The 26,723-nt window shown below is 70.8% G+C and carries 32 protein-coding genes; 18 read left to right on the top strand and 14 right to left on the bottom strand.

The annotated features are described in order from the left end of the window. Positions 1–10 precede the first annotated feature (10 nt). From ABZ848_RS06210 to ABZ848_RS06200, 3 genes are read right to left on the bottom strand one after another with little or no spacing between them, the layout of a single operon-like run. Positions 11–1,699, bottom strand: a complete 1,689-nt coding sequence (locus ABZ848_RS06210; RefSeq protein ID WP_360826108.1) for a bifunctional 3'-5' exonuclease/DNA polymerase — start codon at positions 1,697–1,699, stop codon at positions 11–13. A gap of 35 nt (positions 1,700–1,734) precedes the next feature. Continuing rightward, a complete protein-coding gene (locus ABZ848_RS06205) occupies positions 1,735–2,472 on the bottom strand; it encodes a Clp protease N-terminal domain-containing protein (RefSeq protein WP_360826105.1) in 738 nt (245 codons plus the stop codon). A 31-nt stretch (positions 2,473–2,503) separates the two neighbouring features. Then, positions 2,504–3,127, bottom strand: a complete 624-nt coding sequence (locus ABZ848_RS06200) for a LysE family translocator (RefSeq protein ID WP_360826102.1) — start codon at positions 3,125–3,127, stop codon at positions 2,504–2,506. 110 nt (positions 3,128–3,237) lie between these two features. Between ABZ848_RS06200 and ABZ848_RS06195 the strand changes: the two genes are divergently transcribed. Together ABZ848_RS06195 and ABZ848_RS06190 are read left to right on the top strand one after the other, a co-directional pair. Beyond that, positions 3,238–4,200, top strand: coding sequence for a S41 family peptidase (locus tag ABZ848_RS06195; RefSeq protein WP_360826099.1), 963 nt, complete (start codon positions 3,238–3,240; stop codon positions 4,198–4,200). A gap of 129 nt (positions 4,201–4,329) precedes the next feature. Further along, positions 4,330–5,466, top strand: a complete 1,137-nt coding sequence (locus ABZ848_RS06190; RefSeq protein ID WP_360826096.1) for a DUF2786 domain-containing protein — start codon at positions 4,330–4,332, stop codon at positions 5,464–5,466. 9 nt (positions 5,467–5,475) lie between these two features. On the opposite strand, the gene ABZ848_RS06185 is transcribed toward ABZ848_RS06190, so the two are convergent. The 4 genes from ABZ848_RS06185 to rpmB form a co-directional block, all read right to left on the bottom strand. Then, positions 5,476–5,994, bottom strand: a complete 519-nt coding sequence (locus tag ABZ848_RS06185) for a DUF4232 domain-containing protein (RefSeq protein WP_360826093.1) — start codon at positions 5,992–5,994, stop codon at positions 5,476–5,478. Positions 5,995–6,080: 86 nt separating this feature from the next. After that, positions 6,081–6,614, bottom strand: coding sequence for a hypothetical protein (locus ABZ848_RS06180; protein ID WP_360826090.1), 534 nt, complete (start codon positions 6,612–6,614; stop codon positions 6,081–6,083). Positions 6,615–6,913: 299 nt separating this feature from the next. Then, the gene (gene rpsN, locus ABZ848_RS06175; RefSeq protein ID WP_360826087.1) at positions 6,914–7,219 is read right to left on the bottom strand and encodes a 30S ribosomal protein S14; all 306 of its coding nucleotides are present in this window, start codon (positions 7,217–7,219) and stop codon (positions 6,914–6,916) included. Further along, entirely contained in the window at positions 7,219–7,455 is a 237-nt protein-coding gene (gene rpmB, locus ABZ848_RS06170; protein ID WP_360826084.1) for a 50S ribosomal protein L28, read from the bottom strand. The genes rpsN and rpmB overlap by 1 nt, the downstream gene beginning before the upstream one ends. A 75-nt stretch (positions 7,456–7,530) precedes the next feature. On the opposite strand from rpmB, the gene rpmG reads away from it, so the two are divergent. The 8 genes from rpmG (at position 7,531) to ABZ848_RS06130 (ending at position 11,080) form a co-directional block, all read left to right on the top strand. Then, positions 7,531–7,695 (top strand): 50S ribosomal protein L33, encoded by a 165-nt coding sequence (gene rpmG / locus ABZ848_RS06165; protein WP_030573688.1) that lies wholly within the window; start codon positions 7,531–7,533, stop codon positions 7,693–7,695. Between the two features lie 9 nt (positions 7,696–7,704). Beyond that, a complete protein-coding gene (locus ABZ848_RS06160) occupies positions 7,705–7,959 on the top strand; it encodes a type B 50S ribosomal protein L31 (protein WP_360826080.1) in 255 nt (84 codons plus the stop codon). Then, on the top strand, positions 7,956–9,167 hold the full coding sequence (locus ABZ848_RS06155; RefSeq protein ID WP_360826077.1) for a GTP-binding protein: 1,212 nt from the start codon (positions 7,956–7,958) through the stop codon (positions 9,165–9,167). The genes ABZ848_RS06160 and ABZ848_RS06155 overlap by 4 nt, the downstream gene beginning before the upstream one ends. Positions 9,168–9,172: 5 nt before the next feature. Continuing rightward, complete coding sequence (gene rpsR, locus ABZ848_RS06150) at positions 9,173–9,406, top strand: 30S ribosomal protein S18 (protein ID WP_360826074.1); 234 nt, start codon at positions 9,173–9,175, stop codon at positions 9,404–9,406. A gap of 65 nt (positions 9,407–9,471) precedes the next feature. Further along, entirely contained in the window at positions 9,472–9,843 is a 372-nt protein-coding gene (locus ABZ848_RS06145; RefSeq protein ID WP_360826071.1) for a VOC family protein, read from the top strand. Positions 9,844–9,853: 10 nt separating this feature from the next. Next, complete coding sequence (locus ABZ848_RS06140) at positions 9,854–10,207, top strand: metalloregulator ArsR/SmtB family transcription factor (protein ID WP_360826068.1); 354 nt, start codon at positions 9,854–9,856, stop codon at positions 10,205–10,207. Beyond that, positions 10,204–10,692 carry an SRPBCC domain-containing protein gene (locus ABZ848_RS06135; RefSeq protein ID WP_360826065.1) on the top strand — a complete coding sequence of 163 codons (489 nt, stop codon included), beginning with the start codon at positions 10,204–10,206 and terminating at the stop codon, positions 10,690–10,692. Before ABZ848_RS06140 ends, ABZ848_RS06135 begins: the two co-directional genes overlap by 4 nt. Before the next feature lie 169 nt (positions 10,693–10,861). Beyond that, positions 10,862–11,080, top strand: a complete 219-nt coding sequence (locus ABZ848_RS06130; RefSeq protein WP_242778638.1) for a DUF397 domain-containing protein — start codon at positions 10,862–10,864, stop codon at positions 11,078–11,080. A gap of 67 nt (positions 11,081–11,147) precedes the next feature. Here the strand turns inward: ABZ848_RS06130 and ABZ848_RS06125 are convergent, their stop codons facing one another. After that, positions 11,148–11,648 (bottom strand): ATP-binding protein, encoded by a 501-nt coding sequence (locus ABZ848_RS06125; protein ID WP_360826062.1) that lies wholly within the window; start codon positions 11,646–11,648, stop codon positions 11,148–11,150. Between the two features lie 354 nt (positions 11,649–12,002). Here ABZ848_RS06125 and ABZ848_RS06120 point away from each other — a divergent pair, with 354 nt between their 5' ends. The 4 genes from ABZ848_RS06120 (at position 12,003) to ABZ848_RS06105 (ending at position 15,735) form a co-directional block, all read left to right on the top strand. Then, a complete protein-coding gene (locus tag ABZ848_RS06120; protein WP_360827139.1) occupies positions 12,003–12,827 on the top strand; it encodes a helix-turn-helix transcriptional regulator in 825 nt (274 codons plus the stop codon). Positions 12,828–12,939: 112 nt separating this feature from the next. Beyond that, a complete protein-coding gene (locus ABZ848_RS06115) occupies positions 12,940–14,400 on the top strand; it encodes an aldehyde dehydrogenase family protein (RefSeq protein WP_360826059.1) in 1,461 nt (486 codons plus the stop codon). Between the two features lie 120 nt (positions 14,401–14,520). Beyond that, positions 14,521–15,069 (top strand): DinB family protein, encoded by a 549-nt coding sequence (locus ABZ848_RS06110; RefSeq protein ID WP_360826056.1) that lies wholly within the window; start codon positions 14,521–14,523, stop codon positions 15,067–15,069. A 24-nt stretch (positions 15,070–15,093) separates the two neighbouring features. Continuing rightward, positions 15,094–15,735, top strand: a complete 642-nt coding sequence (locus tag ABZ848_RS06105; protein ID WP_360826053.1) for a PadR family transcriptional regulator — start codon at positions 15,094–15,096, stop codon at positions 15,733–15,735. Positions 15,736–15,739: 4 nt separating this feature from the next. Here ABZ848_RS06105 and ABZ848_RS06100 read toward each other — a convergent pair whose 3' ends face one another. From ABZ848_RS06100 to ABZ848_RS06090, 3 genes are all read right to left on the bottom strand, one after another. Further along, positions 15,740–16,354: a Uma2 family endonuclease gene (locus tag ABZ848_RS06100; RefSeq protein WP_360826050.1), complete on the bottom strand. Its 615-nt coding sequence runs from the start codon at positions 16,352–16,354 to the stop codon at positions 15,740–15,742. 141 nt (positions 16,355–16,495) lie between these two features. Further along, a complete protein-coding gene (locus tag ABZ848_RS06095; RefSeq protein ID WP_360826047.1) occupies positions 16,496–17,896 on the bottom strand; it encodes a glutamate decarboxylase in 1,401 nt (466 codons plus the stop codon). 35 nt (positions 17,897–17,931) lie between these two features. Next, entirely contained in the window at positions 17,932–19,215 is a 1,284-nt protein-coding gene (locus tag ABZ848_RS06090; RefSeq protein WP_360826044.1) for an ion channel protein, read from the bottom strand. Positions 19,216–19,339: 124 nt separating this feature from the next. On the opposite strand from ABZ848_RS06090, the gene ABZ848_RS06085 reads away from it, so the two are divergent. After that, on the top strand, positions 19,340–20,122 hold the full coding sequence (locus ABZ848_RS06085; protein ID WP_360826041.1) for a MerR family transcriptional regulator: 783 nt from the start codon (positions 19,340–19,342) through the stop codon (positions 20,120–20,122). A gap of 18 nt (positions 20,123–20,140) precedes the next feature. Here the strand turns inward: ABZ848_RS06085 and ABZ848_RS06080 are convergent, their stop codons facing one another. Continuing rightward, positions 20,141–20,506, bottom strand: coding sequence for a YbjQ family protein (locus ABZ848_RS06080; protein WP_360826038.1), 366 nt, complete (start codon positions 20,504–20,506; stop codon positions 20,141–20,143). Positions 20,507–20,649: 143 nt separating this feature from the next. On the opposite strand from ABZ848_RS06080, the gene ABZ848_RS06075 reads away from it, so the two are divergent. After that, the gene (locus tag ABZ848_RS06075; protein ID WP_360826035.1) at positions 20,650–21,498 is read left to right on the top strand and encodes a VTT domain-containing protein; all 849 of its coding nucleotides are present in this window, start codon (positions 20,650–20,652) and stop codon (positions 21,496–21,498) included. Between the two features lie 5 nt (positions 21,499–21,503). Here the strand turns inward: ABZ848_RS06075 and ABZ848_RS06070 are convergent, their stop codons facing one another. Continuing rightward, a complete protein-coding gene (locus ABZ848_RS06070; protein ID WP_360826032.1) occupies positions 21,504–23,135 on the bottom strand; it encodes a threonine/serine exporter family protein in 1,632 nt (543 codons plus the stop codon). Between the two features lie 103 nt (positions 23,136–23,238). Then, positions 23,239–23,730: an inorganic diphosphatase gene (locus ABZ848_RS06065; RefSeq protein ID WP_194078292.1), complete on the bottom strand. Its 492-nt coding sequence runs from the start codon at positions 23,728–23,730 to the stop codon at positions 23,239–23,241. A 79-nt stretch (positions 23,731–23,809) separates the two neighbouring features. Between ABZ848_RS06065 and dacB the strand changes: the two genes are divergently transcribed. Continuing rightward, complete coding sequence (gene dacB, locus ABZ848_RS06060) at positions 23,810–25,504, top strand: D-alanyl-D-alanine carboxypeptidase/D-alanyl-D-alanine-endopeptidase (protein ID WP_360826028.1); 1,695 nt, start codon at positions 23,810–23,812, stop codon at positions 25,502–25,504. 67 nt (positions 25,505–25,571) lie between these two features. After that, on the top strand, positions 25,572–26,696 hold the full coding sequence (locus ABZ848_RS06055; protein ID WP_360826025.1) for a zinc-dependent metalloprotease: 1,125 nt from the start codon (positions 25,572–25,574) through the stop codon (positions 26,694–26,696). The last annotated feature ends 27 nt before the right edge of the window (positions 26,697–26,723 follow it).

The raw sequence follows: 26,723 nt of genomic DNA, 5'->3' as shown, positions 1-26,723 counted from the left end.
CGTCGGTGCTTCACTTCGCGTCGGCATAGCACTCCACCACGGCCGTCGTGAACGGGAACCGTACCGGAGTCTGACCGAACGTCAGTCGCCCCGCCAGCTCCGCCGCTTCCCGGATCGCCGTCACGACCGTCTCCGCCTCCTCCTCGGGACAGTGCACGATCACCTCGTCGTGCTGGAAGAAGACCAGCTCGGCGGCCATGTCCGCGCACGCCTGGCGGAGGGCGGCGAGCAGCAGCAGGGCCCAGTCGGCCGCGCTGCCCTGGACCACGAAGTTGCGGGCGAAGCGGCCGCGCGCCCGGGCGTTGGTGGAGGCGTAGCCGGGCATCCAGCCCTGCTCGGCGGGCTGTTCGGCCGGTTCGTCCTGCGGGATGCCCGCCTCCTCCGCGTCGTCGCCCGTCCCGGCCGCCGGTGGGCAGGTACGCCCGAGCCAGGTCCGTACGAGCCGCCCCTCCTCGCCCGCGCGCGCCGCGTCGTCGACGTACGCCACCGCCCTGGGGAAGCGGCGTCTGAGCGCGGCGAGGTTCTTGAGGCCGTCGCCGGAGGTCTGGCCGTAGACCGCGCCGAGCACGGCGATCTTGGCCTGGTCGCGGTCGCCGGAGAAGGCCCGGTCGGAGACGGACTGGTAGAGGTCGCTCTCGCGCCCGGCCACCTCCATCAGTCCGGGATCACGGGAGATGGCCGCCAGGACGCGCGGCTCCATCTGGTCGGCGTCGGCGACGACCAGCCGCCAGCCGGGGTCGGCGACGACGGCCCGCCGGATCACCTTGGGGATCTGCAGGGCGCCCCCGCCGTTGGTGACCCAGCGGCCGGTGACGGTCCCGCCCGCCATGAACTCGGGCCGGAAGCGCCCCTCGCGCACCCAGTCCTGCAGCCAGGACCAGCCGTGGGCCACCCAGATCCGGTAGAGCTTCTTGTACTCGATCAGCGGTTTCACGGCCGGATGGTCGATGGACTCGATCTCCCAGCGCCGGGTGGAGCGGATCTTGATCCCGGCCTGCGCGAAGGCCTTCACGACGTCGGCGGGGAGATCGGGGCGGACTCTGCGTCCGAAGGCCGCCGACACCTCGTCGGCCAGCTCGGCCAGGCGGCGGGGCTCGCCGCCGCCCGCGTACCGCTCGCCGAGCATCTCGTGCAGCACCCGGCGGTGCACCTCGGCGCTCCACGGCAGCCCGGCGCGGTTCATCTCGGCCGCGACCAGCATCCCCGCCGACTCGGCCGCGGTCAGCAGTCGCATGCGGTCGGGGTGGGCGGTGGTGTCGTGCCGGCGCTGCTGCTCGGCGTACACCTCGACGAGGTCGGGGAGCGGCACGGGGATGGTGCGGGGTTCGAAGAGGGAGGACTGCAGGCCTGGTTCGGCCGAGCGCTGGGGCGGGTCGGGTGGTACGGGGCCGCCGCGCAGCCGGGCCAGGGCGGCGGCGGCCGAGCGTGGTTCGCCGTACCGCCCCTCGTGGCCCAGGAGGAGGGTCTCGGCGTCCTCGATGTCGTAACACCGCTCCACTCGCACCCCCGCGGCGAGCAGGCGCGGGTAGACCTCGGGTGTGGACCGCCAGACCCACCGGCCGACCTCGGGCCGCCCCCGTACGGCCTCGGCCAGGTCCCCCTCCCGCCTGACCGGCCCTGCGAGCAGCCCGTCCGGGCCGAGGGGGGCGAGCTCCACGCCACCGTCCTCGGCCGGAGCGAGTGCCCAGCGGTCGGTCATGGTTGCGAGTGTGGCAGGGGGGTCTGACAACGGCCTCAGATCGAGGCGGGCGGGGCCTGCAGATACCCCTCCAGCAGCCTGGCCAGCTCCGTCTCCACCGCTTCCTTCCCGACGCCGAGGCCGGACAGGACCCCGCCGCCGTGCTCGAACTCCAGCAGGGCCAGCAGGATGTGCTCGGTGCCGATGTAGTTGTGGCCCAGGCGCAGGGCCTCACGGAAGGTGAGCTCCAGGACCTTCTTCGCGTCCGAGGAGTACGGCACGAGCTCCGGGCCTTCCTCCGCGACAGGCGGCAGCGCGGCCCGCGCCGCCTCCCGCACCGCGTCGAGAGTGACGCCCCGGGCGACGATCGCCTTGGCGGCCAGGCCGTCCGGTTCGGCGAGCAGGCCGAGGACCAGGTGGGCGGGGACCACCTCGGTGTGGGGTGCGGACTTGGCCTCGTTGTGCGAGGTCATGACCACGTTGCGGGCGCGCAGGGTGTAGCGGCCGAAGCCCTGGTTCGGGTCCAGGTCGGTCGACTCCTTGGGCACGAACCGCTTCTGCGCGGCCTGCCGGGTGACGCCCATGCTCTGGCCGATGTCCGTCCAGGACGCGCCCGAGCGGCGGGCCTGGTCGACGAAGTGGCCGATCAGGTGGTCGGCCACCTCGCCGAGGTGGTCCGCGGCGATCACCGCGTCCTGGAGCTGGTCGAGGGGTTCGGAGTGGACCTTCTTGATGGCCGCGATGAGGTCGTCGAGACGCACGGATGACGTGGTGGGGTTCGGGTTCGTCGACATATGTCAACCGTAGGTTGACAGCGAAGGGGTGTCAACCTTGAGTTGACAGTCGGATCGCCAGGCCCGTGAAGACCGTCCCGGTGAAGATGTTCAGCCCGCGCGCCACCCGCCGGCTGCGGCGCAGCAGGGCGGAGAGCTTGCCGGACAGCAGGCCGATGGAGCCGTCCACGACGAACCCCATGACGGTGATGGTCAGCCCGAAGACCAGGAACTGCTCGCGCACATGACCGAGCCCGGGGTCCACGAACTGCGGCAGGAAGGCCACGTTGAAGAGGATCACCTTGGGGTTGAGCAGATTGGTCACGGCCCCCTGCCAGAAGGCCCGCCGCCGCCCGGGCTCGGCCGGCCCGCCCTCCTCGGCAGGTTCCCCGCGGTCCCGGAAGGCCTTCACCGCGAGGTAGAGCAGATAGGCCGCGCCCGCCCAGCGCAGCGCGTGGTACAGCGTCGGCAGCGACAGGAACAGCGCCGACAGGCCGAGCGCGGCGGCCACCGTGTGCACGAACATCGCGCAGGCCACCCCGGCCGCCGCCAGCACCCCGGTCCGTGGTCCGCCGCGGCCACCCATCGCCACGATGAACATCATGTCGGGGCCGGGGGTGACACAGAGCGCGAAGGCGGCCACGAGGAAGGCCGCGTACGAAGACAAGTCCACCATGGGGCCATGCTCGAAGCCGCGGGGGAGCGGAGCGAGCGAATTTCGTGGAGTGAGACGAGTCCCGGGAAATGCTGTGTAGGGATTGGGGGGAAGTGGTTGACTCGCCTGCCATGACCACGACCACAACGCCGTCCGGAACGGGCCTTCCCGAGACCTCCGCCTCAACTCCCGCCCCTGTCACGGACGTTCCGGCGATCGTGGACGAGACGGCCCGGCTGCTCACCGAGCACTACATCTTCCCGGACGTTGCCGAACAACTGGCGGCCCTGCTCCGCCAGCGGCTCGCCGAGGGGGCGTACGACGTCGCGGGCGCCGAGGAACTCGGCGGTCTGGTCAGCGCGGATCTGCAGTCGGTCAACGGCGATCCGCACCTGCGCCTCATGTACCACCCGGAGCGCGTACCGCAGGGCAGGGGCGAGGCCGCCGAGGCCGCCATGCGCCGCGAGTTCGAGGCCTCCCTTGGCGGTGTCCCGCGCGTGCAGCTGCTCGACGGCGGCACCGCGCTCCTCGAACTCGCCCCCGTCCTCTTCCCGCTGGCCTGGTCGGCCGAGCCCCTCACCGCGGCGCTCACCCTGGTCGCCCGCGCCGACGTCCTGGTCCTGGACCTCAGATCCACCAGAGGCGGCGATCCGGACGCCGTCGCCCATGTCTGCAGCTACCTCCTGGACGAGCGCACCCACCTGAACACCCTGTACGCGCGCGTGGGCGACCGATACGACCAGTACTGGACGCAGCCGCACGTGCCCGGCTCCCGCTTCGGCGGCGCCAAGCCGCTCTACGTCCTGACCGGCTCGCGCACCTTCTCCGCCGCCGAGGAACTGGCCTACGACCTCCAGCAGCTGGGCCGCGCGACAGTGGTGGGCGAGCCGACCCGGGGCGGCGCCCACCCGCGCGAGGGCTGGACCGTACACCCCAACCTGGAGGCCACCATCCCGGTGGCCCGGGCGATCAACCCGGTCTCCGGCACGAACTGGGAGGGCACGGGGGTCCTCCCGGACGTCCCGTGCCCGGCGTCGGAGGCGCTCGACCGGACCCTGACGCTGATCCGGTCCCTGCCGGCCCAGCGCGCCTGATCCGGTCTCCGTCGGCCCAGCGCACCTGATCCGCCCCGGCACTCCTGACATCCACCCCGCCACGCCTGATTCACCCCTCCCGAATCACCGGCCGCTCCCGTTGTCAGTGCCCCGTGGCACGATCGACGTGTGAGCAGCAGTACGCCCAGCACCGTCGAGCGGGCCTTCGAGGTCGCGCTGTACGCCGAGTCCGATGCCGCATTGGACGCCGGCGCTTCGATGCTGGCCGCCGATCCCGGCGCGGACGGCGAACTCGACCGGCGGGGGCGGGAGTTCGTGGCGTCGGCCTGGGGGCGGGGCTGGCAGCCCGCCGACGTGGTCCGGATCGTGCGCCGCGAGCTGGACGACGTACATGCGCGGCTGGTGTCCGCGCTGATCCGCGCTCAGCAGCCGGACGACCGCCCGCGCGGACCCCGTTGGACCGCGCAGCTGGACGAGCTCGCGGCCGAGGCCGCCGAAGCCGCCGCGGCCGGCAGGCCGCCCCGCACCGACCGCTTCTCGCACGCCACCACCGTCCTGGAGCTGTACCGCCTGCTGCTCCGCCTGCCCACGCTGGAACCGCTCGACGAGCCCGCCCGGCACCCCGCCGGCCCGGCCGAGTCCCGCATGCTCACCCGTATCCGCGCGCTGCTCGCCAAGGCCGAGGCGACCGGCTTCCCGGAGGAGGCGGAGGCACTCACGGCCAAGGCGCAGGAGCTGTCGGCCCGGCACAGCATCGACGAGGCGTTGCTCGCGGCCCGGGCGCCCGCGAAGGACGCCCCGGGAGCTTGCCGGATCGGTGTCGAGCCGCCGTACGAGCAGGCCAAGGCGGTGCTGCTGGACGCGGTCGCCACCGCCAACCACTGCCGGGCGGTGTGGAACGAACCGCTGTGCTTCTCCACGGTCGTCGGCTTCGAGGCCGACCTGGAGGCCGTCGAGCTGCTCTACACCTCGCTGCTGGTGCAGGCCACGCGCGCGATGACGAAGGCGGAGGCGGCGCAGAGGGCCGGGGGCAGGGGCCGTACCAAGACCTTCCGGCAGTCGTTCCTCGCGGCGTACGCCCACCGAATAGGCACCCGGCTCGCGGCCGCCGCCGAGACGCAGGTGACCGACGACCTGCTTCCCGTACTCGCCTCCCGCGAGGTCGCGGTCACAGCACAGACGGACCGGCTGTTCCCGAGCACGACCACGACCCGGCTGCGCGGGGTGAGCGACGAGGCGGGCTGGACGGAGGGCGCCGAGGCCGCGGACCGGGCCCGGGTGGGTGCCCGGCCACGGCTGCCGTGAGGCGGAGCGTCAGTCGCCGGCCTGGGTGAGCGGGGTGACCGAGGCGTTCGGCGCGTTCCCGGCGCCCTTGATCGCGACCTCGCCGTAGGACCAGGTGAAGCTGTGGTCGGCGGTGGCGCCGGGCAGGGTGAACTTCACGGTCTTCACCGGGAGGCTCTCCTTCCCGCCCGCCTCGCCGCGGGTGTACGTGATCGTGAAGGAGGCCGTCGCGTCCTTGGCGAGCGTCAGCTTCGCGGGCGTCGCGGCCTTGTCGGTCGGGACGGTCGTGGAGACGTTGCCGGCGTAGAGGTCGACGCCGGGGAAGCCCTTGAGCGTGCACTTGGTGTCGCGGTTGGTGAGGGTGACGGTCACGTTGCCGGTGTCCCCGGCGGACGGGGCCGCGCTCGCGGCGACGTCGACGCCGAGCGAGTCCAGTACGCACGCGTCGCCGGTCTTCTTCGTGGCGCTGTCGTCACCGCCGTTGTCGTCGCAGGCGGTCAGGAGGAGGGCCGCGGCGAGGGCGGCGACGGTGACGTGGGTGGCGCGCATGTGGTTCCTTGGGTGCTTCGGGGCGTGAGTCCATGGATCGAGTCCATGGATCATCACGCACGGAGCCGTGGACCGGCGAAACGGGGTTACTGCCCGAGGCTGGCTGTGGGCAGGCCCGTCGGTAGCTTGCCGCCCTCCGACTTGGTGAACGTCTCCTTGCCGAGACTCCCCGACCAAGTGACCGCCATGGTCTTGGAGTTGACGGAGTCGACCATGCCGCTCGCCCGGTCCTTGCTGCCGTCCGTGCACTTCAGATGGATCATCTCCATGCCGGCCTCCTTGCCCGCGGTGCCGCTGCACACGGAGCCGCCGGTGGAGAAGAGGCCGGCCTCCTTGCCGGTGATCACCAGGGCGACGGCCTTGCCGCCGGTGGTGGCGAGCCAGTTGCCCTGCAGCCCGTCGGAGGCGGCCGTCGCCTCGCCGCTGCCGCCGCCGGTGTCGGCGGTCGAGGTGGCGGATGCGCTGGCACTGGTGCTGGCCGAGGAGTCGTCGTCGGAGTCGCCGCCGCCGCTGCACCCGGTCAGCACGAGCGCGCCGGTCAGCCCCGCGGCGGCGGCCGCGATCCGCAGCTGCCGGCGCGACACCGTGCGGGCGGGACGCGTGAAGGTCGCCGAAGTCACAGGAAGCTCCCAAGCTGTAGCGGTCCGTGCCGAAACGCCGGACCCCAAAGCCCGACGACCGCAGCAAGCTACCAGCCCCACCCGTCCCACCCATGGGAAGCACCTGTGAGGCTTACCGGCAGGACTCGCACCCTCCTGGCACCGCGCAACTGCCGAGTCCCCGACGACCGGGAAGCACCGCAGACCGGGACCGCCGCCCGAGCTCGCCCACTACGGCTGCCGCCCGAGCCCACCCCCGCCGCCTGGCACTCGCCGCAGCCGCCCCCTCACCCCAGCCGCCCCCTCACCCCCTCACCCCCTCACCAAGACGCCTTCCGCACCCCCGGCAAATACCCCGCATGCGCCTGCCCCCGCAGCCCCACCCGTGACAACCCGAACGCCCGGAAGTACCCCCGCGGCCGCCCATCCACCTGATCCCGGTTCCGTACCCGCGTCGCGCTCGCGTCCCGTGGCTGGCGCTCCAACTCCCGCCTGGCCGCGTCGCGTTCCGCCTCCGTCGACCTCGGGTGCCGGATGATCTCCTTCAGCTCGGCCCGCCGCTCCGCGTACCGCGCGACGGTCTCCCGCCGCTTCTCGTTCTTCGCGATCTTGCTCTTCTTCGCCATCAGACCCGCACCCCCCGCGCCCGGATCCGCGCCACGGCCGCCTCGACGCCGATCGCGTCGACGGTCCTGATCCCCCGCGCGCTCAGCCGCAGCCGCACATGACGGCCCTCGCTCGGCAGCCAGTACCGCTTGCTCTGGATGTTCGGGTCGAAGCGGCGCGAAGTCCGCCGGTGGGAGTGGGAGACGCGGTTGCCGAAGCCAGGCCGTGCCCCGGTCAGCATGCAGTGCGCGGACATTGAGTGACGTACCTCTCCTGGTGTGATTCCCGTAGCCCTGTCGCTAATGGAATTCATTTTCAGTAAGGTACCAGCATGGCACGCAACGAACTCCGCCCGGTCATCAAGCTCCGGTCGACGGCCGGCACCGGCTACACCTACGTGACCCGCAAGAACCGCCGCAACGACCCGGACCGCATGACCCTGCGCAAGTACGATCCGGTCGCCGGCCGCCACGTCGACTTCCGAGAGGAGCGCTGAACCACCGCCATGCGCAAGGGAATCCACCCGGCCTACGGCCCCGTCGTCTTCCGCGACCGCGCCGCGAACCACGCCTTCCTCACCCGCTCGACGATGACGAGCCAGAAGACGATCGAGTGGGAGGACGGCAACACCTACCCGGTCGTCGACGTCGAGATCTCGAACGTCAGCCACCCCTTTTACACCGGCACCGCCCGCGTCCTGGACACGGCCGGCCGCGTCGAGCGCTTCGAGCGCCGGTTCGGAAAGCGGGGCGGAGCGTGAGTCTCGCGGTGGTGATCGTCGGCGGGCTGCACGCCGACGCCCGTCGGGCGACGGTCGCCCAGTTGCTGACCGAGGTGCCCGGCAGCGTCGTACTCCACCACGACCTGGCAACCGCCGCGGCGGGCACGGTCGTCCGCACGATCCGCGACGCGACCGGCATCCGCTCGGCCGGCGAGACGCCCCTCGTCAACGACTGCGCGTGCTGCGCCCTGCGCGAGGACCTCGTCCCCGAGCTGCGCCGCCTCGCCGCCGACGGCACCACCCGGCTCGCGATCGTCGAACTGTGGGACTCCGTCGAGCCCAAGGCGATGGCGGAGGTGGTGGCGGCCGGCGGCCTGACCGTCACCGGCGTGATCACGGCCGTCGACCCGGCCCTGGTCCTGCCCTACCTGGGCAACGGCGACGACCTCGCCGACCGCGGTCTCGCCGCGGCCGCCACCGACCAGCGCACGGTCGCCGACACCTTCGCCCGCCAACTGGAGTACGCCCCCGTCCTCGCCGTCACCGACTCACCGGAGGCGGACGACGAGGACCGCGAGCTGCTCGCCCAGCTGCATCCGACCGCCCGCCAAGTGCCCGTCCGCGGGACCGGAACATCCGCACCTGCATCCGCAATTGCACCGGCCCGTCCACGGGATCTCCGCAACACCTCCCCGTCGGTCTTCCCGCCCACCCCGCTGGCCCGGGCCGCCCTCGCCGGCTTCGACGTCGAGGCGGCCGCCGCCGCCCAGCACCCGGCCTGCGCCCTGCTCCCCGCCGAGGCCGACGCGCACGGCGTCTGCACCCTCGTATGGCATCGGGAGCGGCCCTTCCACCCGGAGCGGCTGTACGAGGCGCTGGAGGATCTGACCTGTGCGGCCGCCCGCAGCCGGGGCCGGTTCTGGCTCGCCGACCGGCCGGACACGCTGCTGCACTGGGACGCGGCCGGCGGGGCGCTGTGCGTGGAGGGCGTCGGGCCGTGGCTCGCGTCTCTCCCGGACGCGGCCTGGGACATGGTGCCGCCCGTGCGCCGGGCCGCCGCCGCGCTGGACTGGCACCCCGAGCACGGCGACCGCTGCCAGCACCTCGTCTTCACCTCGCCCGGCCTCGACCGCGACGGACTCGAACGGCTGCTGGAGTCCTGCCTGTTGACCGACACCGAGTACGCCGCCGGGCGGGACGCCTGGAAGCGGCTGCCGCCCGCCTTCGACACCCTCCTGGAGGTCTGAACCCCATGGCCAGAAAGCTCGACCGCAAGCCCGCCAAGAACCGGCCCAACCCCCTGGATGCGGCCGGGGTGACCTACATCGACTACAAGGACACCGACCTGCTGCGGAAGTTCATCTCCGATCGCGGCAAGATCCGCAGCCGCCGCGTCACCCGCGTCTCCGCCCAGCAGCAGCGTCAGCTGGCCCGTGCGATCAAGAACGCGCGGGAGATGGCGCTGCTGCCGTACTCCAGCAGGTGAAGCGGCATGGGTAGGGGATTGCCTACGATTGACATGTAGGGAATCTCCTACCTATCGTCGTCTCCATGAACATCACCCACGCCTCCTTCGTCACCCTCCCCGTCTCCGACCAGGACCGAGCCCTGCGCTTCTACCGCGATCTCCTCGGCTTCGAGGTCACCGCCGACCTCGATCTGCCGCAGGGCCGCTGGCTCCAGGTGGCGCCCAAGGGGGCCCAGACCGTGTTCACGCTCTCCGGTCCGGGGATGGGCGGTTTCGTCGCCGGATCCGCGCGGGGGATCATGTTGGTCACGACCGATGTCGACGCGGACTGCGCGCGGCTCGCGGAGGCGGACGTCGCGGTGGAGGGGCCCGGCGAGTACCCGTGGGGCCGGATGGCCTCCTTCGCGGACCCCGACGGCAACGGTCTGATGCTGCTGACGGAGGCATACCAGTAGGAAGGCCGGCATGACCGCACCCGGGGCCGTCGAGGCCGACGCGGACCGCGTCTTCGCCGCGCTCGCCAACGCCACCCGCCGCGAGGTGCTGCGGCTGCTGCGCGACGGCGGCCCGCAGCCCGTGCAGGCCCTGGCCGACCACTTCGACATGCGCCGGCCCAGCCTGTCCGAGCACCTCAAGGTGCTCCGGGACGCCGGCCTGGTCTCCGAGCAACGCTCCGGCCGGCAGCGCATCTACCGCCTTGAGGCGGCCCCGCTCGCCGAGGTGCAGGACTGGCTCCATCCGTACGAGCGGTTCTGGCGCGAGCGCCTGAAGGGCCTCGGCGAGCTGCTCGACCGTATGCCGGACGATGACGCGACATGAGCACCGAACCGACCGCCGCACCGGGCGGCGAACCCGCCGAGGACCTCACCGTCATCCGCGTCGACCAGTTCTTCCCGCACCCGCCCGCCAAGGTCTGGCGCGCCCTCACCGAGCCCGAGCTGCTCGTGCAGTGGCAGATGCAGGGAGCCGAGGACTTCCGTCTGGAGGTCGGGCACCGTTATCGGCTGACCTCCGTACCCCGGCCGAACACCAAGTTCTCCGGTGTCGTGGACGTGCAGGTCCTGGCCTACGACATCGAGCGGATGCTGTCCGTCCGGTGGGCCGACGCCGATCCGGCCAACCCCGCGGACTGGACCATCACGTGGACGTTGGAACATGAAGGGCGCGGAACGCGTCTCTTCCTAGTGCACGAGGGATTCGATCCCGACGACCCGGCGCAGCTGATGGCGCGGAGGATCATGGACGGCGGCTGGCGTTCGCATGTCCTGCGGTCTTTGGGGCACACGCTGGAGCGACTCCGGTAAAGGGGCCGTCAAAGCTGTAACCACGGGAACACCCCGCGTGCACGTGCATCTGCTCATGCATCTGCACGTGAACAGGGCTATGATCCGGAACAGTTGACCTCTGCATCAATGGCCCCAAGGCCACCGCACCACACGGGAGCGACCTGTGGACCACGACGTGTACAACGGCATGGCAGCCACGGAGCTGAACGGGGTGGCCTGGCAGAAGAGCCGGCACAGCAACTCACAGGGTTCCTGCGTGGAGTTCGCCCGGCTGCCCGGCGGTGACGTGGCCGTACGCAACTCCCGCTTCCCCGACGGGCCCGCGCTCGTCTACACGCGCGCGGAGATCGTGGCGATGCTCGCGGGCGTCAAGGACGGTGAGTTCGACCACCTCGTGGCGGGCTGACGGTCCGGCCCCGGGATCGATGACGTAACGCGCGTAGAACCGCGGCGTCGAAAAACGCCGCGGTGTCTCACTCCGTGCGGTCCGCGGCGCCGGCCTGCGGGTTCGGCAGCTGGAACAGGGCCCAGACCACCTTGCCGCCGAGGGTGCCCGCGAGCGGGTGCCAGCCCCAGCTGTCGGCGAAGGAGTCGACGAGGAACAGGCCGCGGCCCGACTCCGCCGAGAAGTCCTCGGTCTCGCGCTCGACCGGGCTGTCCTGGCTGGGGTCGCGCACCGCGCACACCAGCCGCTCGGTCCAGCGCATCAGGTGCAGCCGCACGGACGGGTTCTGCTCGACCGTGCACACGGCGCCGGCCGGCAGCGCGTGCCGCAGGGCGTTGGTGACGAGTTCGGAGACCACCAGGCAGATGTCGTCGAAGCGGTCGCCCATGTCCCACTGGTCGAGTGTCCGGCGGGTGAAGAGTCTCGCCTCGCGCACCGCTTCGTAGCGGGCGGGCAGAGCACACGACGCGGCGTTGGACACGGCCGCGGGATCAAGCGGCGGAAGGCCCTGCCGTAACGGCTCGAGCATGGTCGATCCATTCGTCCCCATGCGAGGCACTCCCGGGAATTCGCGGTCGTTGCGATGCAGCGGTTGCGCGGGACCATGGTTTCGGATGTGGGGTGCAGATGCAAGGTGCAGATGCACGTGCACGTGACCGATATGGAGGCTCCCGTACCGTTTGTTGGTCATTTTTTCCGCCAACTTCCCTCCCCCTACTTGCCAACTCCTTCCCGATTCCTGTGCAGAATCTTTGGCTCTTTTCCTTCTCTGTAATCGGACGAGTACTGCTCGGAGTGTTTTAGTGGCAGACTTCGGCCCCTGAAGGCGTTGGGGAGGCTGGCGAACGTGAGCGTGGGAGAGCCCGGATCGGTGGTGCGGCGCATGCTGCTCGGCTCGCAACTCAGGCGGCTGCGCGAGGCGCGCGGCATCACCCGGGAGGCGGCGGGGTACTCCATCCGCGCCTCCGAGTCGAAGATCAGCCGGATGGAACTGGGCCGGGTGAGCTTCAAGACACGGGACGTAGAGGACCTGTTGACGCTGTACGGCATCACCGACGAGACGGAGCGCACCTCGCTGCTCTCCCTCGCCCGGGAGGCCAACGTGGCCGGTTGGTGGCACAGCTACTCCGACGTACTGCCGAGCTGGTTCCCCACCTATGTGGGCCTGGAGGGCGCGGCATCGCTGATCCGGGCGTACGAGGTGCAGTTCGTGCACGGGCTGCTGCAGACCGAGGCGTATGCACGTGCAGTCGTCAAACGCGGCATGAAGGGTGCGAGCGAGTCGGAGATCGAGAAGCGGGTGGCCGTACGCCTGGAGCGGCAGAAGTACCTCGTCTCGGAGAACGCCCCCGACTTCCACATCGTCCTCGACGAGGCCGCGCTGCGCCGCCCGTACGGCGACCGCGAGGTGATGCGCGGTCAGCTCCAGCACCTGATCGAGGTCTCCGAGCATCCGAACGTACGGCTGCAGATCATGCCGTTCAGCTTCGGCGGCCACTCCGGCGAGAGCGGCGCCTTCACGATCCTCTCCTTCACCGAGTCCGACCTGACCGACGTCGTCTACCTGGAGCAGCTCACCAGCGCCCTCTACCTGGACAAGCGCGAGGACGTGGCCCAGTACGAGAAGGCTCTCAAGGAGCTCCAGCAGGACAGCCCCGGTCCGCACGAGAGCCGCGACCTTCTACGAGGTCTCCTCCAACTCTCCTAGGGTTTTCCCCACAACCTCGCTCAGCGTCCCCAACTCACCTGCGTCACAAGTACGATGACGTGTGATCAGCCCGTGATGTAGATCGCGTGTCTGCTAGTGATTTGGGGATCACATGTCGTCGTACTTCACCGACCTGGCCCAGCAGTACATCGACGGTGAGTGGCGCCCGGGGACCGGCTCCTGGGACATCATCGACTTCAACCCGTACGACGGCGAGAAGCTCGCGTCGATCACCATAGCCACGGTCGACGAGGTCGACGAGGCCTACAAGGCGGCGGCCAGAGCCCAGAAGCAGTGGGCGAAGACCAACCCCTACGCCCGCCGTGCCGTCCTGGAGAAGGCGCTGCGCCTGATCGAGGAGCGCGAGCAGGAGATCACCGAGGTGATCATCGCCGAGCTCGGCGGCACCTACCTGAAGGCCGGCTTCGAACTGCACCTCGCCAAGGAGTTCCTGCGCGAGTCGATCCAGTGGGCGCTGCGCCCCGAGGGCAAGATCCTGCCCTCGCCGGTGGACGGCAAGGAGAACCGCCTCTACCGCGTCCCGGTCGGTGTGGTGGGCGTGATCAGCCCCTTCAACTTCCCCTTCCTGCTCTCGCTCAAGTCGGTCGCCCCGGCCCTGGCGCTCGGCAACGGCGTGGTGCTGAAGCCCCACCAGAACACCCCGATCACCGGCGGCTCCCTGGTCGCGAAGCTCTTCGAGGACGCGGGCCTGCCCGCCGGCCTCCTGAACGTCGTCATCACCGACATAGCCGAGATAGGCGACGCCTTCATCGAGCACCCGATCCCCAAGGTCATCTCCTTCACCGGCTCCGACAAGGTCGGCCGCCATGTCGCCACGGTCTGCGCCGCGAACTTCAAGCGCTCGGTCCTCGAACTGGGCGGCAACAGCGCCATCGTGGTCCTCGACGACGCCGACATCGACTACGCGGTCGACGCGGCGGTCTTCAGCCGGTACGTCCACCAGGGCCAGGTCTGCATGGCCGCCAACCGTGTCCTGGTCGACCGCTCGATCGCCGACGAGTTCACCGAGAAGTTCGTCGCCAAGGTGAAGACCCTCAAGGTGGGCGACCCGAGCGACCCGGCCACCGTCATCGGCCCGGTGATCAACTCCTCGCAGGCGGAGGCCATTTCGGGCGTCGTCGACCAGGCGGTCACCGAGGGCGCCACGGCCCTGCTGCGCGGCGCGACCAACGACAACCTCATCGAGCCCTCGGTCCTCACCGGCATCCCGGCCGACTCGGCCCTGCTGCGCCAGGAGGTCTTCGGCCCGGTCGCCTTCGTGATCCCCTTCGACGGCGAGGACGAGGCGGTCCGCATCGTCAACGACACCCCGTACGGCCTGAGCGGCGCGGTCCACACGGGTGACGTCGAGCGCGGCGTCTCCTTCGCCAAGCAGATCGACACGGGCATGTTCCACGTGAACGACGGCACCGTCCACGACGAGCCGCTGGTCCCCTTCGGCGGCGAGAAGAACTCGGGCATCGGCCGCCTGAACGGCGAGGGCACCGTCGAGTGCTTCACCACGCAGAAGTGGATCTCGGTGCAGCACGGGCGGAGCGGCTTCCCGTTCTGATTGCTTGACCCAAGTGCGGGAGCCGGGCCATTGAGGACAGGAACTGACCTCGATGGCCCGTAGCTTCGTCGGTGTCAGGCAGGGGGACGGACTCCCCGCCACCGGCGAAAGGCGAAGGCCATGGTCACTCACGTTCCCGCAGAGGCGCAGGGCGACGAGCGCGGAGCACTGCTCGCGTTCATCGAGGAGCAGCGCGGCGGGATCCGCAGGGCGCTGCTGGGGCTGACCGAGGAGCAGGCCGCGAGCAGGCCGAGCGCCAGCGAGCTCTCCCTCTCCGGGCTGCTCAAGCATGTCGCCGAGGTCGAGCAGGGCTGGATCGCCCGCGCCAAGCAGGAACCGCCGGCGATCAAGCGCGACGAGACCAACTGGCACGAGACCTTCCAGCTCGTCGACGGCGAGACCGTCGGGTCCCAGCTCGCGTACTGGGAGAAGGTCGCCGCCGAGACCGAGGCGTACATCCGCTCGGTCCCGAGCCTCGACGACACCTTCCCGCTCCCGAACGACCCCTGGTTCCCGCCGGAGGGCCGCGTCTCCGTCCGCTGGCTCTGTCTGCACCTGATCCGCGAGACGGCCCGGCACGCCGGCCACGCCGACATCATCCGCGAGTCCCTCGACGGTGCCACCGCCTTCGAGCTGGTCGCCAAGGAGCAGGGCACGAGCTGGGGCTGACGTCAAGGGTCCTACGCTGGCCCCATGTCAGCGATCCGTCTCCTGGTGCTCGGCGCGGTCCGCCAGCACGGGCGGGCCCACGGCTACCAGGTGCGGGGCGACCTGGAGTACTGGGGCGCGCACGAGTGGTCCAACGCCAAGCCCGGCTCGATCTACCACGCGCTCAAGCAGATGGCCAAGCAGGGGCTGCTGCACGCGCACGAGATCGCGCCGTCCACGGCCGGCGGCCCGCCGCGCACGGAGTACGAGATCACCGACGCGGGCACCGAGGAGTACCTCCGCCTGGTGCGCGAGGCGCTGACCTCCTACGACCAGAAGATGGACGTGAAGTCGGCGGCCATCGGCTGCATGGTCGACCTGCCGCGCGCCGAGGTGGTGTCCCTCCTGAAGGAGCGGACCCGGCGCATCGAGGAGTGGCGGGGGGCCGTCACCGAGCACTACATCCCCGAGGACGGCCCCGAACAACTCGGCCACATCGGCGAGATCATGAACCTCTGGATCCACACGGCCGACGCCGAGGCCGAGTGGACCCAGGGGCTCATCGGCCGGGTCGAGGGCGGGGCGTACACCTTCGCGGGGGAGGGCGAGCCGTTCGTCGGCGTCCTGGTCGACGGCCAGGAGAACCCGTACGCGACGGGGGAGCGGCATCCGGGGGACGAGGGCTGAGCTGTCAGTCCTCGATCAGGTCGGCGAGGTCGATCTCGACGGGGAAGGGGACCTCGGTGGCCAACCGGCCGGTGTGGGTCGGCAGGTCGGGCCGGGGGACGAAGACACCACTGTCCTTGTCGCGCCAGAACTCGTGCACCTCGGGGATGTCTTTCTCGCCGCGCTCGACGCGCCAGTAGTAGCTGACGCCGGCTTCGGCATAGAGCCCCGGCTTGTGGAAGCGATCCATGCCGCGTGAACCTGGGGAGACCACCTCGACGGCGAGAACGACGCTGCTCATGGGCGTGCAGTCGAGGGTCCTGATGTCGAGGCCGGTCCTGTCGTAGACGACGACGTCCGGCTTTGGAACGTCGTGTTCATTGATCTGGCTCCAGAGCTCCACGGCGGCGCGGTAGGGCGGGCGCTGAGCGCTCCGAAGCCGGAAATACAGCTCGTTGCGAACCTGGTCGTGCCAAGGCGTCGTCACCCCACGTACCACGATGATCCCATCCACGAGTTCCCAGTAGAACGGGACGTCCAGCTCCTTGACCTGGTCCCATGTCCAGCCCTCCTCGGGCGGGAACATCCAGTTCTCAGGAGTGGCCCGCGTGTGCTGTTCGGTGTGTGCCTCTGCGGCCATGACTGCTCCCATGAGGAAGATCGTGGGCGGTCGTGCTACGTGCTTGCTCCCCGTACGACGGTAGCTTCACCCGCCCGAGTGAGGAGGCAAGGTTCCTGCGTACGGGGGAGGCGCCTGAAGCTCCTCAGCCGACGGACGCCCTCAGTGATGGAACCCGGTGGCCGCCTCCTTGTCCCCGGTCAGGGGATGCGGCTGCCGGCGCAGCTCCGGAAGCAGCCGTCCCAGATCCTCCACGAACAGGTCGGCGAGGTCGGTCGAGAAGCCGTTGCGGCACACCACCCGCAGCACGGACAGGTCCTCCCGGTTCGGCGGGAAGGTGTACGCCGGCACCAGCCAGCCGCGCTCGCGCATCCGCCGGGACACGTCGAAGACGTCGTACGACTCCACGCCCGGCGCGGTCGTGAAGGCGAACACCGGCAGCTCCTCGCCCCTGGTGAGGAGCCTGAAGTCGCCGAGCGCCTCGACACGTTCGGCGAGTTGCCGGGCCACGTCGCGCGTCGTCTGCTGCACCGCCCGGTAGCCCTCGCGGCCCAGCCGCAGGAACGTGTAGTACTGCGCGACCACCTGGGCGCCGGGGCGGGAGAAGTTCAGCGCGAAGGTCGGCATGTCGCCGCCCAGGTAGTTGACGCGGAAGACGAGCTCCTCGGGCAGCGCCTCCTTGTCGCGCCACAGGGCCCAGCCGACGCCCGGATACACCAGCCCGTACTTGTGCCCCGAGGTGTTGATCGACGCCACGCGCGGGAGGCGGAAGTCCCACACCAGGTCCTGGTCGAGGAAGGGCGCGATCATGCCGCCGGACGCGCCGTCCACGTGGACCGGGATGTCCAGGCCGGTGCGCTCCTGGAGGGCGTCCAGGGCCGCGCACAGGTCGGCGATGGGCTCGTACGAGCCGTCGAAGGTGGAGCCGAGGATGCCGACGACCCCGATGGTGTTCTCGTCGCACAGCTCGGCGGCGGCCTGCGGGTCGAGGTGGAAGCGGTCGCCCTCCATGGGGACCAGACGGGGCTCGACCTCCCAGAAGTTGCAGAACTTGTCCCAGCAGACCTGGACGTTGATCCCCATGACCAGGTTCGGGCGGGCGCCCGGCTTCGGATTCCGCTTGCTCCAGCGGCGCTTGAGGGCCATCCCGGCGAGCATGCACGCCTCGCTCGACCCGGTCGTCGAACAGCCCACGGCCGTCGCCGGATCCGGCGCGTTCCACAGATCGGCCAGCATCGCCACGCAGCGCCGCTCCAGCTCGGCCGTGCGCGGGTACTCGTCCTTGTCGATCATGTTCTTGTCCCGGCACTCCGCCATGAGGACGCCAGCCTGCGGCTCCATCCACGTGGTGACGAAAGTGGCCAGATTCAGCCGGGAGTTGCCGTCCAGCATCAGCTCGTCGTGCACCAGCTGATACGCCGTCATCGGGGGCAGGGGGGAGTCCGGCAGGTGGTGCTTGGGCGGCGCCTGGGTCATGCCGCCGACCGGATTGGCCTCCCCGAAGAAGGGGTTGACCGACATCGGGCGCTCGTCGGGCTTCTCGGGACCTTTGTGGAGCGGCATGGACGTGTCTCCTCGTGTCGTCTGAAGAACGGATGTCAGCGGAGGGGAGTTCCGTCGTCCCGCAACTGCATCTGCGGGCGCCCGGTCACCAGCAGCCAGGCGGGCAGCGAGGCCAGGCACAGCAGGGCGAGGATCTCCGGCGAGGACACCAGCACGGCGGCCGTGAACAGGCTCACCCAGCCCTGCCGGGTGACGGCGAGGAGGACGCCCAGTACGCCCGTGGCGACACCGAGCGCCGGATGAACGGCCGGTACGAGCGCGTGCGCCCCGAGCCCGAAGGCGGCGCCCACGAACACCGCCGGGAAGATCCGGCCGCCCCGGAACCCACAGGACGCGGCCACCAGCAGCGCGGCCAGCTTCACCACCGCCATCCCCACGAAGGCGCTCGCCGAGTGGCCCTCGTAGTCCCGCGCCAGCTCCGCGACCTCGTCGAGCCCCTTGAAGAGCGTCAGATGCCCGCCGAGGGCCCCGAGCAGGCCCAGCACGAGCCCGCCGAGCGACAGGGCCGGCATCGGGTGCCCCAGGCGCCGGAAAGCGCGGTGGACGTACGGGAAGGCGTACACCGCGCACATGCCGAGGACGGCCGCCAGCGACGCGACCACCAACGCCGACAGCAGATCACCCCAGCCGGGCCGCCCGAACGCGGGCAGCTGAAGGTCGAAGGTCGGATGCGCCACCAGGGTGGTGGTCAGGGCGCCCGCGCCCGCCGCCACCAGCGGCCCGAACACGTTGTCCCACAGCAGCCCCTTGAGCTGCCGTCCGGCCAGCGCCTCGGAGATCACCAGCGCCGCCGCGACCGGCGTCCCGAACAGCGCGCCGATCGTCGCCGCCTCGGCCAGCGCCGCCCACAGCCCGCCCGGCATCCGGGGCGCCAGCCGTCCGCCGAGCCAGAAGGCGAGCCCCACGTTCACCGCGATGATCGGGTTCTCCGGGCCCAGGCTCGGCCCGCCCGCCAGCATCAGCGCGGTCGCCAGCAGCAGCCCCGGCAGCACCCCGGGCCTCATCGGGGCCGCCGCCAGCCCCAGGGTCGCCGGATCCGGCCCCGCGTGCCCGGGCGCCTTCCACACCACCAGGCCGACCGCCACGCCGGTCGCGGTCAGCATCACGAGCATCCACAGCACGGAGTACCGGCCGACCCCCAGGGCGTCCGGGAGATTCCGCCACAGCACGTGCTGAAGGGCCTCCGCGGCCTCGCTCACCCCGAGGAACAGCAGGCTCGCGCCCACGCCCACCAGGAGAGCGGGGAGGATCAGTGGCAGCAACGCGCGCGTGGGGGCCGCCGGGGCGGTCGGCGCCTGTCGCGCGGTGTCGGGGGCCACGGGCTCACGATAAGCGGACGAAACGGGCGCAACATCCGGAGCGGGAGCCCGCGCGCGAACGGGCTTGCACCTCACGCGACGTGAGGACCCACCGTGGAGCGCGTACCGAGAAGGGAGCGGAGAAGTGAGCCACTCGGCAGGACAGGCCGGCCACTCCGTGGGACAGGTCGCGGGCTACGCGCGCGTGACGGTGCGCACGCTGCACCACTACGACGCCATCGGCCTGCTCGTCCCCAGCGAGCGCAGCCACGCGGGCCACCGGCGCTACAGCGACGCCGACCTCGACCGGCTGCAGCAGATCCTGTTCTACCGGGAGCTCGGCTTCCCGCTCGACGAGGTCGCGGCCCTGCTCGACGACCCGGAGGCGGACCCGCGCGCGCACCTGCGCCGCCAGCACGAGCTGCTGACCGCCCGGATCGAGAAGCTGAGGAAGATGGCCGAGGCCGTGGAGCACGCCATGGAGGCACGCAAGATGGGCATCAACCTCACCCCCGAGGAGCGGTTCGAGGTCTTCGGCGGCAAGGACCCGGAGCGGTTCGCCGAGGAGGCGGAGGCGCGCTGGGGCGGCACCAAGGAGTACGTCGAGTCACAGCGCCGGGCCGCCCGCTACACCAAGGACGACTGGAAGCGGCTGCAGGCCGAGGTCGACGCCTGGAGCGAGCGGTACGCCGCCCTGGTGGCCGCCGGCGACCCCCCGACCGGCGAGGCGGCCATGGACCTGGCCGAGGAACACCGCCTGCACATCCACAGGTGGTTCTACGAGTGCCCGTACGAGATGCACGTGGGCCTCGCCGGGATGTACGTCGCCGACGAACGCTTCAAGGCGTTCTACGACTCCATGCACCCCGGCCTGGCCGAGCACCTGAAGGACGCGATCACGGCGAACGCGGCCCGGCACACCTCGTAGGCCTCCTGGTCCGGGGGCTCACTCCCGGGCCAGGACCACCGCGGTGCCGTACGCGCACACCTCGGTGCCCACGTCGGCCGCCTCCGTCACGTCGAAGCGGAACATCAGGACCGCGTTCGCCCCACGCGCGCGTGCCTGCTCGACGAGGCGCTCCATGGCCTGGTTCCGGGTCTGCACGAGCGTCTTGGTGAGCCCCTTGAGCTCGCCGCCGATCATCGACTTCAGCCCGGCCCCGATCTGGCTGCCCAGATGCCGGGACCGCACGGTCAGCCCGAACACCTCTCCGAGCACCTCCTGCACGTGGTACCCGGGAACGTCGTTCGTGGTGACGACCAACACATCCGGCTGGGGACCCTGCCCGCCGCCGTACTCATCGATTCCCATGACCTCACAGCTTTGTCCCAGTCGGCGCACAGTGCATCCTGGAGACACCGGTGGAACCTGGGGCGGACACATTGCGTTGATAGCTTTGTGCGCCCGCAGAAGGACGCCGTGCCTTCCTCCACCCCCTCAGGGAGCCCGGAACCGTGACGACGCTTGCCCTAGGCCCGAACTGGCTGGATCCGAACTACCTTCTCGACACGTTCGGCATCTGGGGCCTGCTCCTGATCGTCTTCGCGGAGTCGGGTCTGCTGATCGGCTTCTTCCTGCCCGGTGACTCCCTGCTGTTCACCACGGGCCTGCTGATCACCTCGAACCAGATGGACTTCCCGCTGTGGGGTGCCATCGCCCTGATCTGCGTCGCCGCGATCCTCGGCGACCAGGCGGGCTACATGTTCGGCAACAAGGTCGGCCCGTCCCTCTTCAACCGCCCGGACTCCCGCCTCTTCAAGCAGGAGAACGTGGTCAAGGCCCACGAGTTCTTCGAGAAGTACGGCCCGAAGTCCCTGGTCCTGGCCCGCTTCGTCCCCGTGGTCCGCACGTTCACGCCGATCATCGCCGGCGTCAGCGGCATGAAGTACCGCTCGTTCCTGACGTTCAACGTCATCGGCGGCGTCCTGTGGGGCGCCGGAGTCACCCTGCTCGGCTCCTGGCTCGGCAAGATCGACTTCGTCCACAAGAACATCGAGGCGATCCTCATCCTGATCGTCTTCGTCTCGGTGATCCCGATCATCATCGAGTTCCTGAGGGCCCGGGGAAAGAACAAGCAGGCGGCACCCCAGCAGCCCTCGCCCCCGGTCCAGCACCAGGCCCCGCCGATGATGGACGACGCGACGACCCAGCTCCGCCGCATCCCGTCCGCGGACGAGCAGCCGTACTACCAGCCCCAGCAGCAGCCGTACGACCCGAACCAGCAGTACGCCCAGCCCCAGTACCCCCAGCAGCAGTACGGCGGCCGGCCGAACGGCCAGTACCCGAACAACCAGGGTTACTGAGCCCCTCAGAAGCCCCTGGTCCGCTTAGCCGCCCGCCGCTTGTCCGCAGACCCGATCCGCAGGAACATCCGCGAGATCTCCGACCCCAGATTGACCCCGATGGCGATGGCCATGGCCAGCGACGCGGCCGTGGCCAGCGACACCAGCCCCTTGTCGACGTCGTTCTGCGCGATGGACAACAGCCCGAAGTACGTCGAGGAACCCGGCAGCAGAGGCCCGATCGCCGCCGTCGTGTACGGCAGCGCGGAGGCGAACCGGTACCGCGACAGGAGCTGCCCGAAGAGCCCCACCAGCCCCGCCGCCACGGCCGTGGAGGCAACCGGAGACAGCCCGCCCGGGAAGTGCAGCGCGCCGTACACACACCACGCGACGCCCCCGTTCAGCGTCACCCACAGCACGGTGGACCGCTCCTGCTGGAGCAGCACGGCGAAGGTCAGCGACAGCAGCATGGACGCGGCGATCTGCCACCCCGGCCGCTCGGCGATCGTCACGGCCGCGTCGGGATTGAGCTTCGCGCCCAGGTACACCCCGAAGTACAGGACCACCAGCACGCCCACGACGATCCCGACGAACAGGTAGACGACCTCCAGGAGCCGCGCGGACGCGGTGATGTAGAACCCGGTCAGCCCGTCCTGCACGCCCGCCACCAGCGCCCGCCCCGGCAGCAGCGCGAACAGCCCACCGGTGATCACGGCGGACGCCTTCACGTCGACATGAGCCACGGTGAGCGCGACCCCGATCGCCGCCGGAGGCATCGCGGCCACCGTGAACTGGTAGAACTCCGGCAGCCCCCGCCCCGCGCACAGCCACGCCAGCCGGTCGCCGAGCATCGCGCCCACCATGGCCGCGAGGAACACGATCACGTCACCGCCGACGAGCACGGATGCCGCGCCCGCGAGCAGCCCGCTGGCCCCGGTGAGCACCCAGGTGGGGTACGGGTGCCGATTCCGCCGTATCTCCGCGAGCCGCCGGTAGGCCTCCTCCAGCGAGATGTGCGTCTCCGGGTCGCTGAGGTCGTCCACCAGCCGGAACACGGCCGCGAGCCGCGTGTAGTCGGTCGCCCGGCGCCGCACGGTCCGCGAGGCCGTCACCGGGTCGTCCACCAGCGACGGCTGGTACGAGATCGACAGCAGCGTGAAGGTGACGTTCGGCTCGCACCGGTCAAGCCCGTACGAGCGGCAGACCGCGAACATCGCGGCCTCCACGTCCTCCGCGCCCTCACCGCCCGCGAGCAGCAACTCGCCGATGCGCAGCGTCAGGTCGAGCACGCGCGGGACGGCCGGACCGCCCTCCTCGGCCTTCGGCGGCGGCTCCGGCGCGGGCCGCTCGGCCACCGGCATCCGCAGCATCGTGCGCATCCGGTCCTGCCAGGGCACGTCCTTGGTGAGACTCACCACCGGTACGCCGGTCGCCGGCGTGAACGCGGCCGGGGCGTGCTCGGCGCTGTAGGTGCTCGGCGTGCTGAACGCGGAACCCTCCGTCTCGGCCGCGGGGGCCGGTGACGGGCCGAGTCCCCGGGGGAGGGCGAACTCGGAAGTGATCTCGGACTCGCTGCCCTCGACCTCGACGCCGGCCGGTGGTGTGAAGGCCATCCGAGCCTCGTCCGACTGCGGTTTGCGGTCCTCCGCTTCCATCACTTGCGTAGCGCTCCCTCTACGACGCCTCCGGCAGCCTCAGTATGCGCGGGCATGCGAATGGGCCGCACACGCGCGTGTACGGCCCGCTCACCCGCCGGAGGCCTCAGTGGCCGCCGGACTCCTTGAAGCGCTTGTACGACCGCTCGATCTCGACCTCGGCGTCGACCCGGCCGACCCAGTTGGCGCCCTCGACGGACTTGCCGGGCTCCAGGTCCTTGTAGACCTCGAAGAAGTGCTGGATCTCCAGGCGGTCGAACTCCGACACGTGGTGGATGTCACGCAGGTGCTCCACGCGCGGGTCCGTCGCCGGCACGCACAGCAGCTTGTCGTCGCCGCCGGCCTCGTCCGTCATCCGGAACATGCCGATCGCACGGCACTTGATCAGGCAGCCCGGGAAGGTCGGCTCGTCCAGGATGACCAGCGCGTCCAGCGGGTCGCCGTCCTCGCCGAGGGTGTTCTCGACGAAGCCGTAGTCGGTCGGGTAGGCGGTCGAGGTGAAGAGTCGACGGTCCAGGCGGATCCGACCGGTCTCGTGGTCCACCTCGTACTTGTTCCGCGAACCCTTCGGGATCTCGATCGTGACGTCGAACTCCACCGGTGGCTCCTCCATGATCAGCACATAGTTCTGGTGGTTAAGTGTCCCTCACGCAGGTGTGTGATCGCGAAAGGGGCTGGTGGTCGTGCCTGAGCTGAGGCCTTGGCGGGCCGCGAGACCGCATGTGGCGCGGGCCGCGAACGCCGTACGACCGCGTCTGGCACGGGCCGCCGGGACCGTACGCCCGCAGCTCGAACGGGCCGCGAACGCCGTGCGCCCACGTCTCGAACGGACCGCGAACGCCGCGCGACCGCGCCTCGCACGAGCCGTGGCCGCCGCGAAACCGCGCCTCGCGCGCGTGCGCCCGAGCCGGATCGCCCGGCCGGAGCCCGTCCGGACCTGGCAGTACACCGCGGGCGCCGCCACCGCCGGTCTGGCGCTGGCCGTCACCGTGGCCACCGCCGTCGGCCCCTGGGACTCCACCGGTCAGCGTACGGCCGAGGCGGACCGAGCAGTCGCCCTGGGCCGACTGGGTGGCGCAGATCACGGTCGTAATTCCGATACGTCCGCCTCCTCCGGTACGGCCGCGGGGGCGCCCCGGCCCGCACCGAGCGCCGCCTCCGTCCTGGTCGGCCTCGGCGGCGCCGCGAGCACCGTGAAGAACGCGCCGGTCGGCCCCGCCCTCGCCGACGTCCTGGGCCCCCTCCTCGGCGAGGCCGCGCTCGGCACCCACCACTCCGCCGCGGTGGTCGACGTGGCCACCGGCAGGCGCCTCTACGGCGCCGGGGCCGACGACGCCCTCACCCCCGCCTCCACCACGAAGATCGCCACCGCCGTCGCCGCCCTGACCGCCATGGGCGCCGACCACCGCCTCACCACCCGCACGGTCCTGGAGCCCGACACCAAGGAACTCGTCCTGGTCGGCGGCGGCGACCCGACCCTGACGGCCCGCAAGGACGCGGAGGGCTGGGCGAGCCTGCGCGACCTCGCCGACAAGACGGCGGCCGCCCTCAAGAAGCGCTCGGTGAGCGAGGTGACGCTCTCCTACGACACGACCCTGTACTCCGGCCCCGAACTCCACCCCATCGGCAAGAACACCAACCTCGCGCCCGTCAGCGCCCTGATGGCCGACGAGGGCCGCACGGACGACTCCACGAGCGGCACGGCCATCCGCGTGGACGACCCGGCGGCGGACGCGACAACCAAGTTCGCGAAGTTCCTGGCGGCCAAGGGCATCAGGACGACGTCCCCCGGCCCCTCCAAGGCGACCACGCGCGCGCAGGCCCTCGCCGCCGTCTCCTCGCCCCCGCTCTCGGCCCTGGTCGAGCGCATGCTGACCAACTCCGACAACGACATCGCGGAGGCCCTGGCCCGCCAGACCGCGGTCGCGACCGGCGGCCGGGCGAGCTTCGACGGCGGCGCGAGCGCGATCGCCGCCCAGCTCAAGAAGCTCGGACTCCCGCTCAAGGGCGCCCGGTTCCACGACGGGAGCGGCCTCAACCGAGAGGACAGACTGACCGCGGACCTGCTCACGGCCCTGCTGGTCAAGGCGGGCGCCCCCGCCCACCCCGAACTCCGCGCCGTACTCACCGGCCTCCCGGTGGCGGGCTTCACCGGCACGCTGACCGCCCGCTACGCCGACGGCGCGGCAGGAGTCGTACGAGCGAAAACGGGCACCCTGACCGGGGTGAACACCCTTGCGGGCACGGTGGTGGACCAGGACGGCCGGCTCCTCGCGTTCGCGTTCCTCGCGTCGGACACGAGCAGCGCGGAGGCGGCCCAGGCGGCGCTGGACCGGACGGCCACGGCACTGGCGGCCTGCGGCTGCAGTTGACGTCCCGCCCGGTGCGGCCGGGCTCCGCGGCCTGCCCCAAGTGGGAACGCTCACGTACCGTTGACGCATGACGAGCATCGGTGGTGCCGAGATGGTCGACTGGAATCTCGCGGTCGCGACCGCGACCCGGCTCGTACGGCCGGGCCCCGACGTGAGCCGTGACGAGGCCCGGGAGGTCGTCGCGGAACTGCGCCGGCATGCCAAGGCCTCGGAGGAACACGTCCGGGGCTTCACCCGGATGGGGAGCGAGGAACTCCACGACACTCCCGTGCTGGTCGTCGACCGGCCCGGCTGGGTGCGGGCGAACGTCGCCGGCTTCCGGGAGATCCTCAAGCCCCTCCTCGACAAGATGCAGGAGCGGCGCGGCAACAGCCCCGGCGGCGCGGTCCTCGGCGCGGTCGGCGGCAAGGTCACCGGCGTCGAGCTCGGGATGCTGCTGTCGTTCCTCGCCTCCCGCGTCCTCGGCCAGTACGAGACCTTCGCCCCCGCGACCCGTGACCTCCCGGCGGGCGAGAACGGCGGCGGGCGCCTGCTCCTCGTGGCCCCCAACATCGTGCACGTGGAGCGCGAACTCGACGTCCAGCCCCACGACTTCCGCCTCTGGGTCTGCCTGCACGAGGAGACGCACCGCACCCAGTTCACTGCGGTGCCCTGGCTGCGCGACCACCTGGAGGGCGAAATCCAGTCGTTCTTGGGGGAGACGGACGTCGACCCCATGACCGTCCTGGAACGCATCCGCGAGGCCGCCCAATCCCTCGCGGGCGGGCGCCCCGAGGCTGAGGAGGACGACGGCGGGCGCTCCTTCGTCGAGATCGTGCAGACCCCGGCCCAGCGCGAGATCCTCGGCCGCCTCACCGCCGTGATGTCCCTCCTGGAGGGCCACGCCGACTTCGTGATGGACGGAGTGGGCCCGGCCGTCGTGCCGTCCGTCTCCGAGATCCGCGAGAAGTTCCAGCAGCGACGGGCGAAGGGCGCCTCCCGCCTGGACATGGCCCTGCGCAAGCTGCTGGGTTTGGATGCCAAACTCAGGCAGTACCGGGACGGCGAGCGGTTCGTACGGGCCGTCGTCGACCAGGTCGGCATGGACGGCTTCAACCGCGTGTGGACCTCCCCGAACACCCTGCCGACCAAGACGGAGATCGCCAAACCGGCGGACTGGGTCGCGCGGGTGCACCGCAAGACCGAGTCGTGAACCTCGCGGAAAGGTCGTGAACCGAAT

The sequence above is a fragment of the Streptomyces sp. NPDC047081 genome, from assembly GCF_040643775.1.
Taxonomy (GTDB): Bacteria; Actinomycetota; Actinomycetes; order Streptomycetales; family Streptomycetaceae; genus Streptomyces.
The sequence above is the reverse complement of the archived record's forward strand: the minus strand, read 5'-3'. Positions and strand labels throughout refer to the sequence as shown.

What these genes read in the sequence shown, in the direction of transcription:
- ABZ848_RS06210 (WP_360826108.1), bottom strand. Translation starts at nt 1,699, where the DNA reads ATGACCGACCGCTGGGCACTCGCTCCGGCCGAGGACGGTGGCGTGGAG.
- ABZ848_RS06205 (WP_360826105.1), bottom strand. Translation starts at nt 2,472, where the DNA reads ATGTCGACGAACCCGAACCCCACCACGTCATCCGTGCGTCTCGACGAC.
- ABZ848_RS06200 (WP_360826102.1), bottom strand. Translation starts at nt 3,127, where the DNA reads ATGGTGGACTTGTCTTCGTACGCGGCCTTCCTCGTGGCCGCCTTCGCG.
- ABZ848_RS06195 (WP_360826099.1), top strand. Translation starts at nt 3,238, where the DNA reads ATGACCACGACCACAACGCCGTCCGGAACGGGCCTTCCCGAGACCTCC.
- ABZ848_RS06185 (WP_360826093.1), bottom strand. Translation starts at nt 5,994, where the DNA reads ATGCGCGCCACCCACGTCACCGTCGCCGCCCTCGCCGCGGCCCTCCTC.
- rpsN (WP_360826087.1), bottom strand. Translation starts at nt 7,219, where the DNA reads ATGGCGAAGAAGAGCAAGATCGCGAAGAACGAGAAGCGGCGGGAGACC.
- rpmB (WP_360826084.1), bottom strand. Translation starts at nt 7,455, where the DNA reads ATGTCCGCGCACTGCATGCTGACCGGGGCACGGCCTGGCTTCGGCAAC.
- rpmG (WP_030573688.1), top strand. Translation starts at nt 7,531, where the DNA reads ATGGCACGCAACGAACTCCGCCCGGTCATCAAGCTCCGGTCGACGGCC.
- ABZ848_RS06160 (WP_360826080.1), top strand. Translation starts at nt 7,705, where the DNA reads ATGCGCAAGGGAATCCACCCGGCCTACGGCCCCGTCGTCTTCCGCGAC.
- rpsR (WP_360826074.1), top strand. Translation starts at nt 9,173, where the DNA reads ATGGCCAGAAAGCTCGACCGCAAGCCCGCCAAGAACCGGCCCAACCCC.
- ABZ848_RS06145 (WP_360826071.1), top strand. Translation starts at nt 9,472, where the DNA reads ATGAACATCACCCACGCCTCCTTCGTCACCCTCCCCGTCTCCGACCAG.
- ABZ848_RS06140 (WP_360826068.1), top strand. Translation starts at nt 9,854, where the DNA reads ATGACCGCACCCGGGGCCGTCGAGGCCGACGCGGACCGCGTCTTCGCC.
- ABZ848_RS06135 (WP_360826065.1), top strand. Translation starts at nt 10,204, where the DNA reads ATGAGCACCGAACCGACCGCCGCACCGGGCGGCGAACCCGCCGAGGAC.
- ABZ848_RS06130 (WP_242778638.1), top strand. Translation starts at nt 10,862, where the DNA reads ATGGCAGCCACGGAGCTGAACGGGGTGGCCTGGCAGAAGAGCCGGCAC.
- ABZ848_RS06125 (WP_360826062.1), bottom strand. Translation starts at nt 11,648, where the DNA reads ATGCTCGAGCCGTTACGGCAGGGCCTTCCGCCGCTTGATCCCGCGGCC.
- ABZ848_RS06120 (WP_360827139.1), top strand. Translation starts at nt 12,003, where the DNA reads ATGCTGCTCGGCTCGCAACTCAGGCGGCTGCGCGAGGCGCGCGGCATC.
- ABZ848_RS06115 (WP_360826059.1), top strand. Translation starts at nt 12,940, where the DNA reads ATGTCGTCGTACTTCACCGACCTGGCCCAGCAGTACATCGACGGTGAG.
- ABZ848_RS06110 (WP_360826056.1), top strand. Translation starts at nt 14,521, where the DNA reads ATGGTCACTCACGTTCCCGCAGAGGCGCAGGGCGACGAGCGCGGAGCA.
- ABZ848_RS06105 (WP_360826053.1), top strand. Translation starts at nt 15,094, where the DNA reads ATGTCAGCGATCCGTCTCCTGGTGCTCGGCGCGGTCCGCCAGCACGGG.
- ABZ848_RS06100 (WP_360826050.1), bottom strand. Translation starts at nt 16,354, where the DNA reads ATGGCCGCAGAGGCACACACCGAACAGCACACGCGGGCCACTCCTGAG.
- ABZ848_RS06095 (WP_360826047.1), bottom strand. Translation starts at nt 17,896, where the DNA reads ATGCCGCTCCACAAAGGTCCCGAGAAGCCCGACGAGCGCCCGATGTCG.
- ABZ848_RS06080 (WP_360826038.1), bottom strand. Translation starts at nt 20,506, where the DNA reads ATGGGAATCGATGAGTACGGCGGCGGGCAGGGTCCCCAGCCGGATGTG.
- ABZ848_RS06055 (WP_360826025.1), top strand. Translation starts at nt 25,572, where the DNA reads ATGACGAGCATCGGTGGTGCCGAGATGGTCGACTGGAATCTCGCGGTC.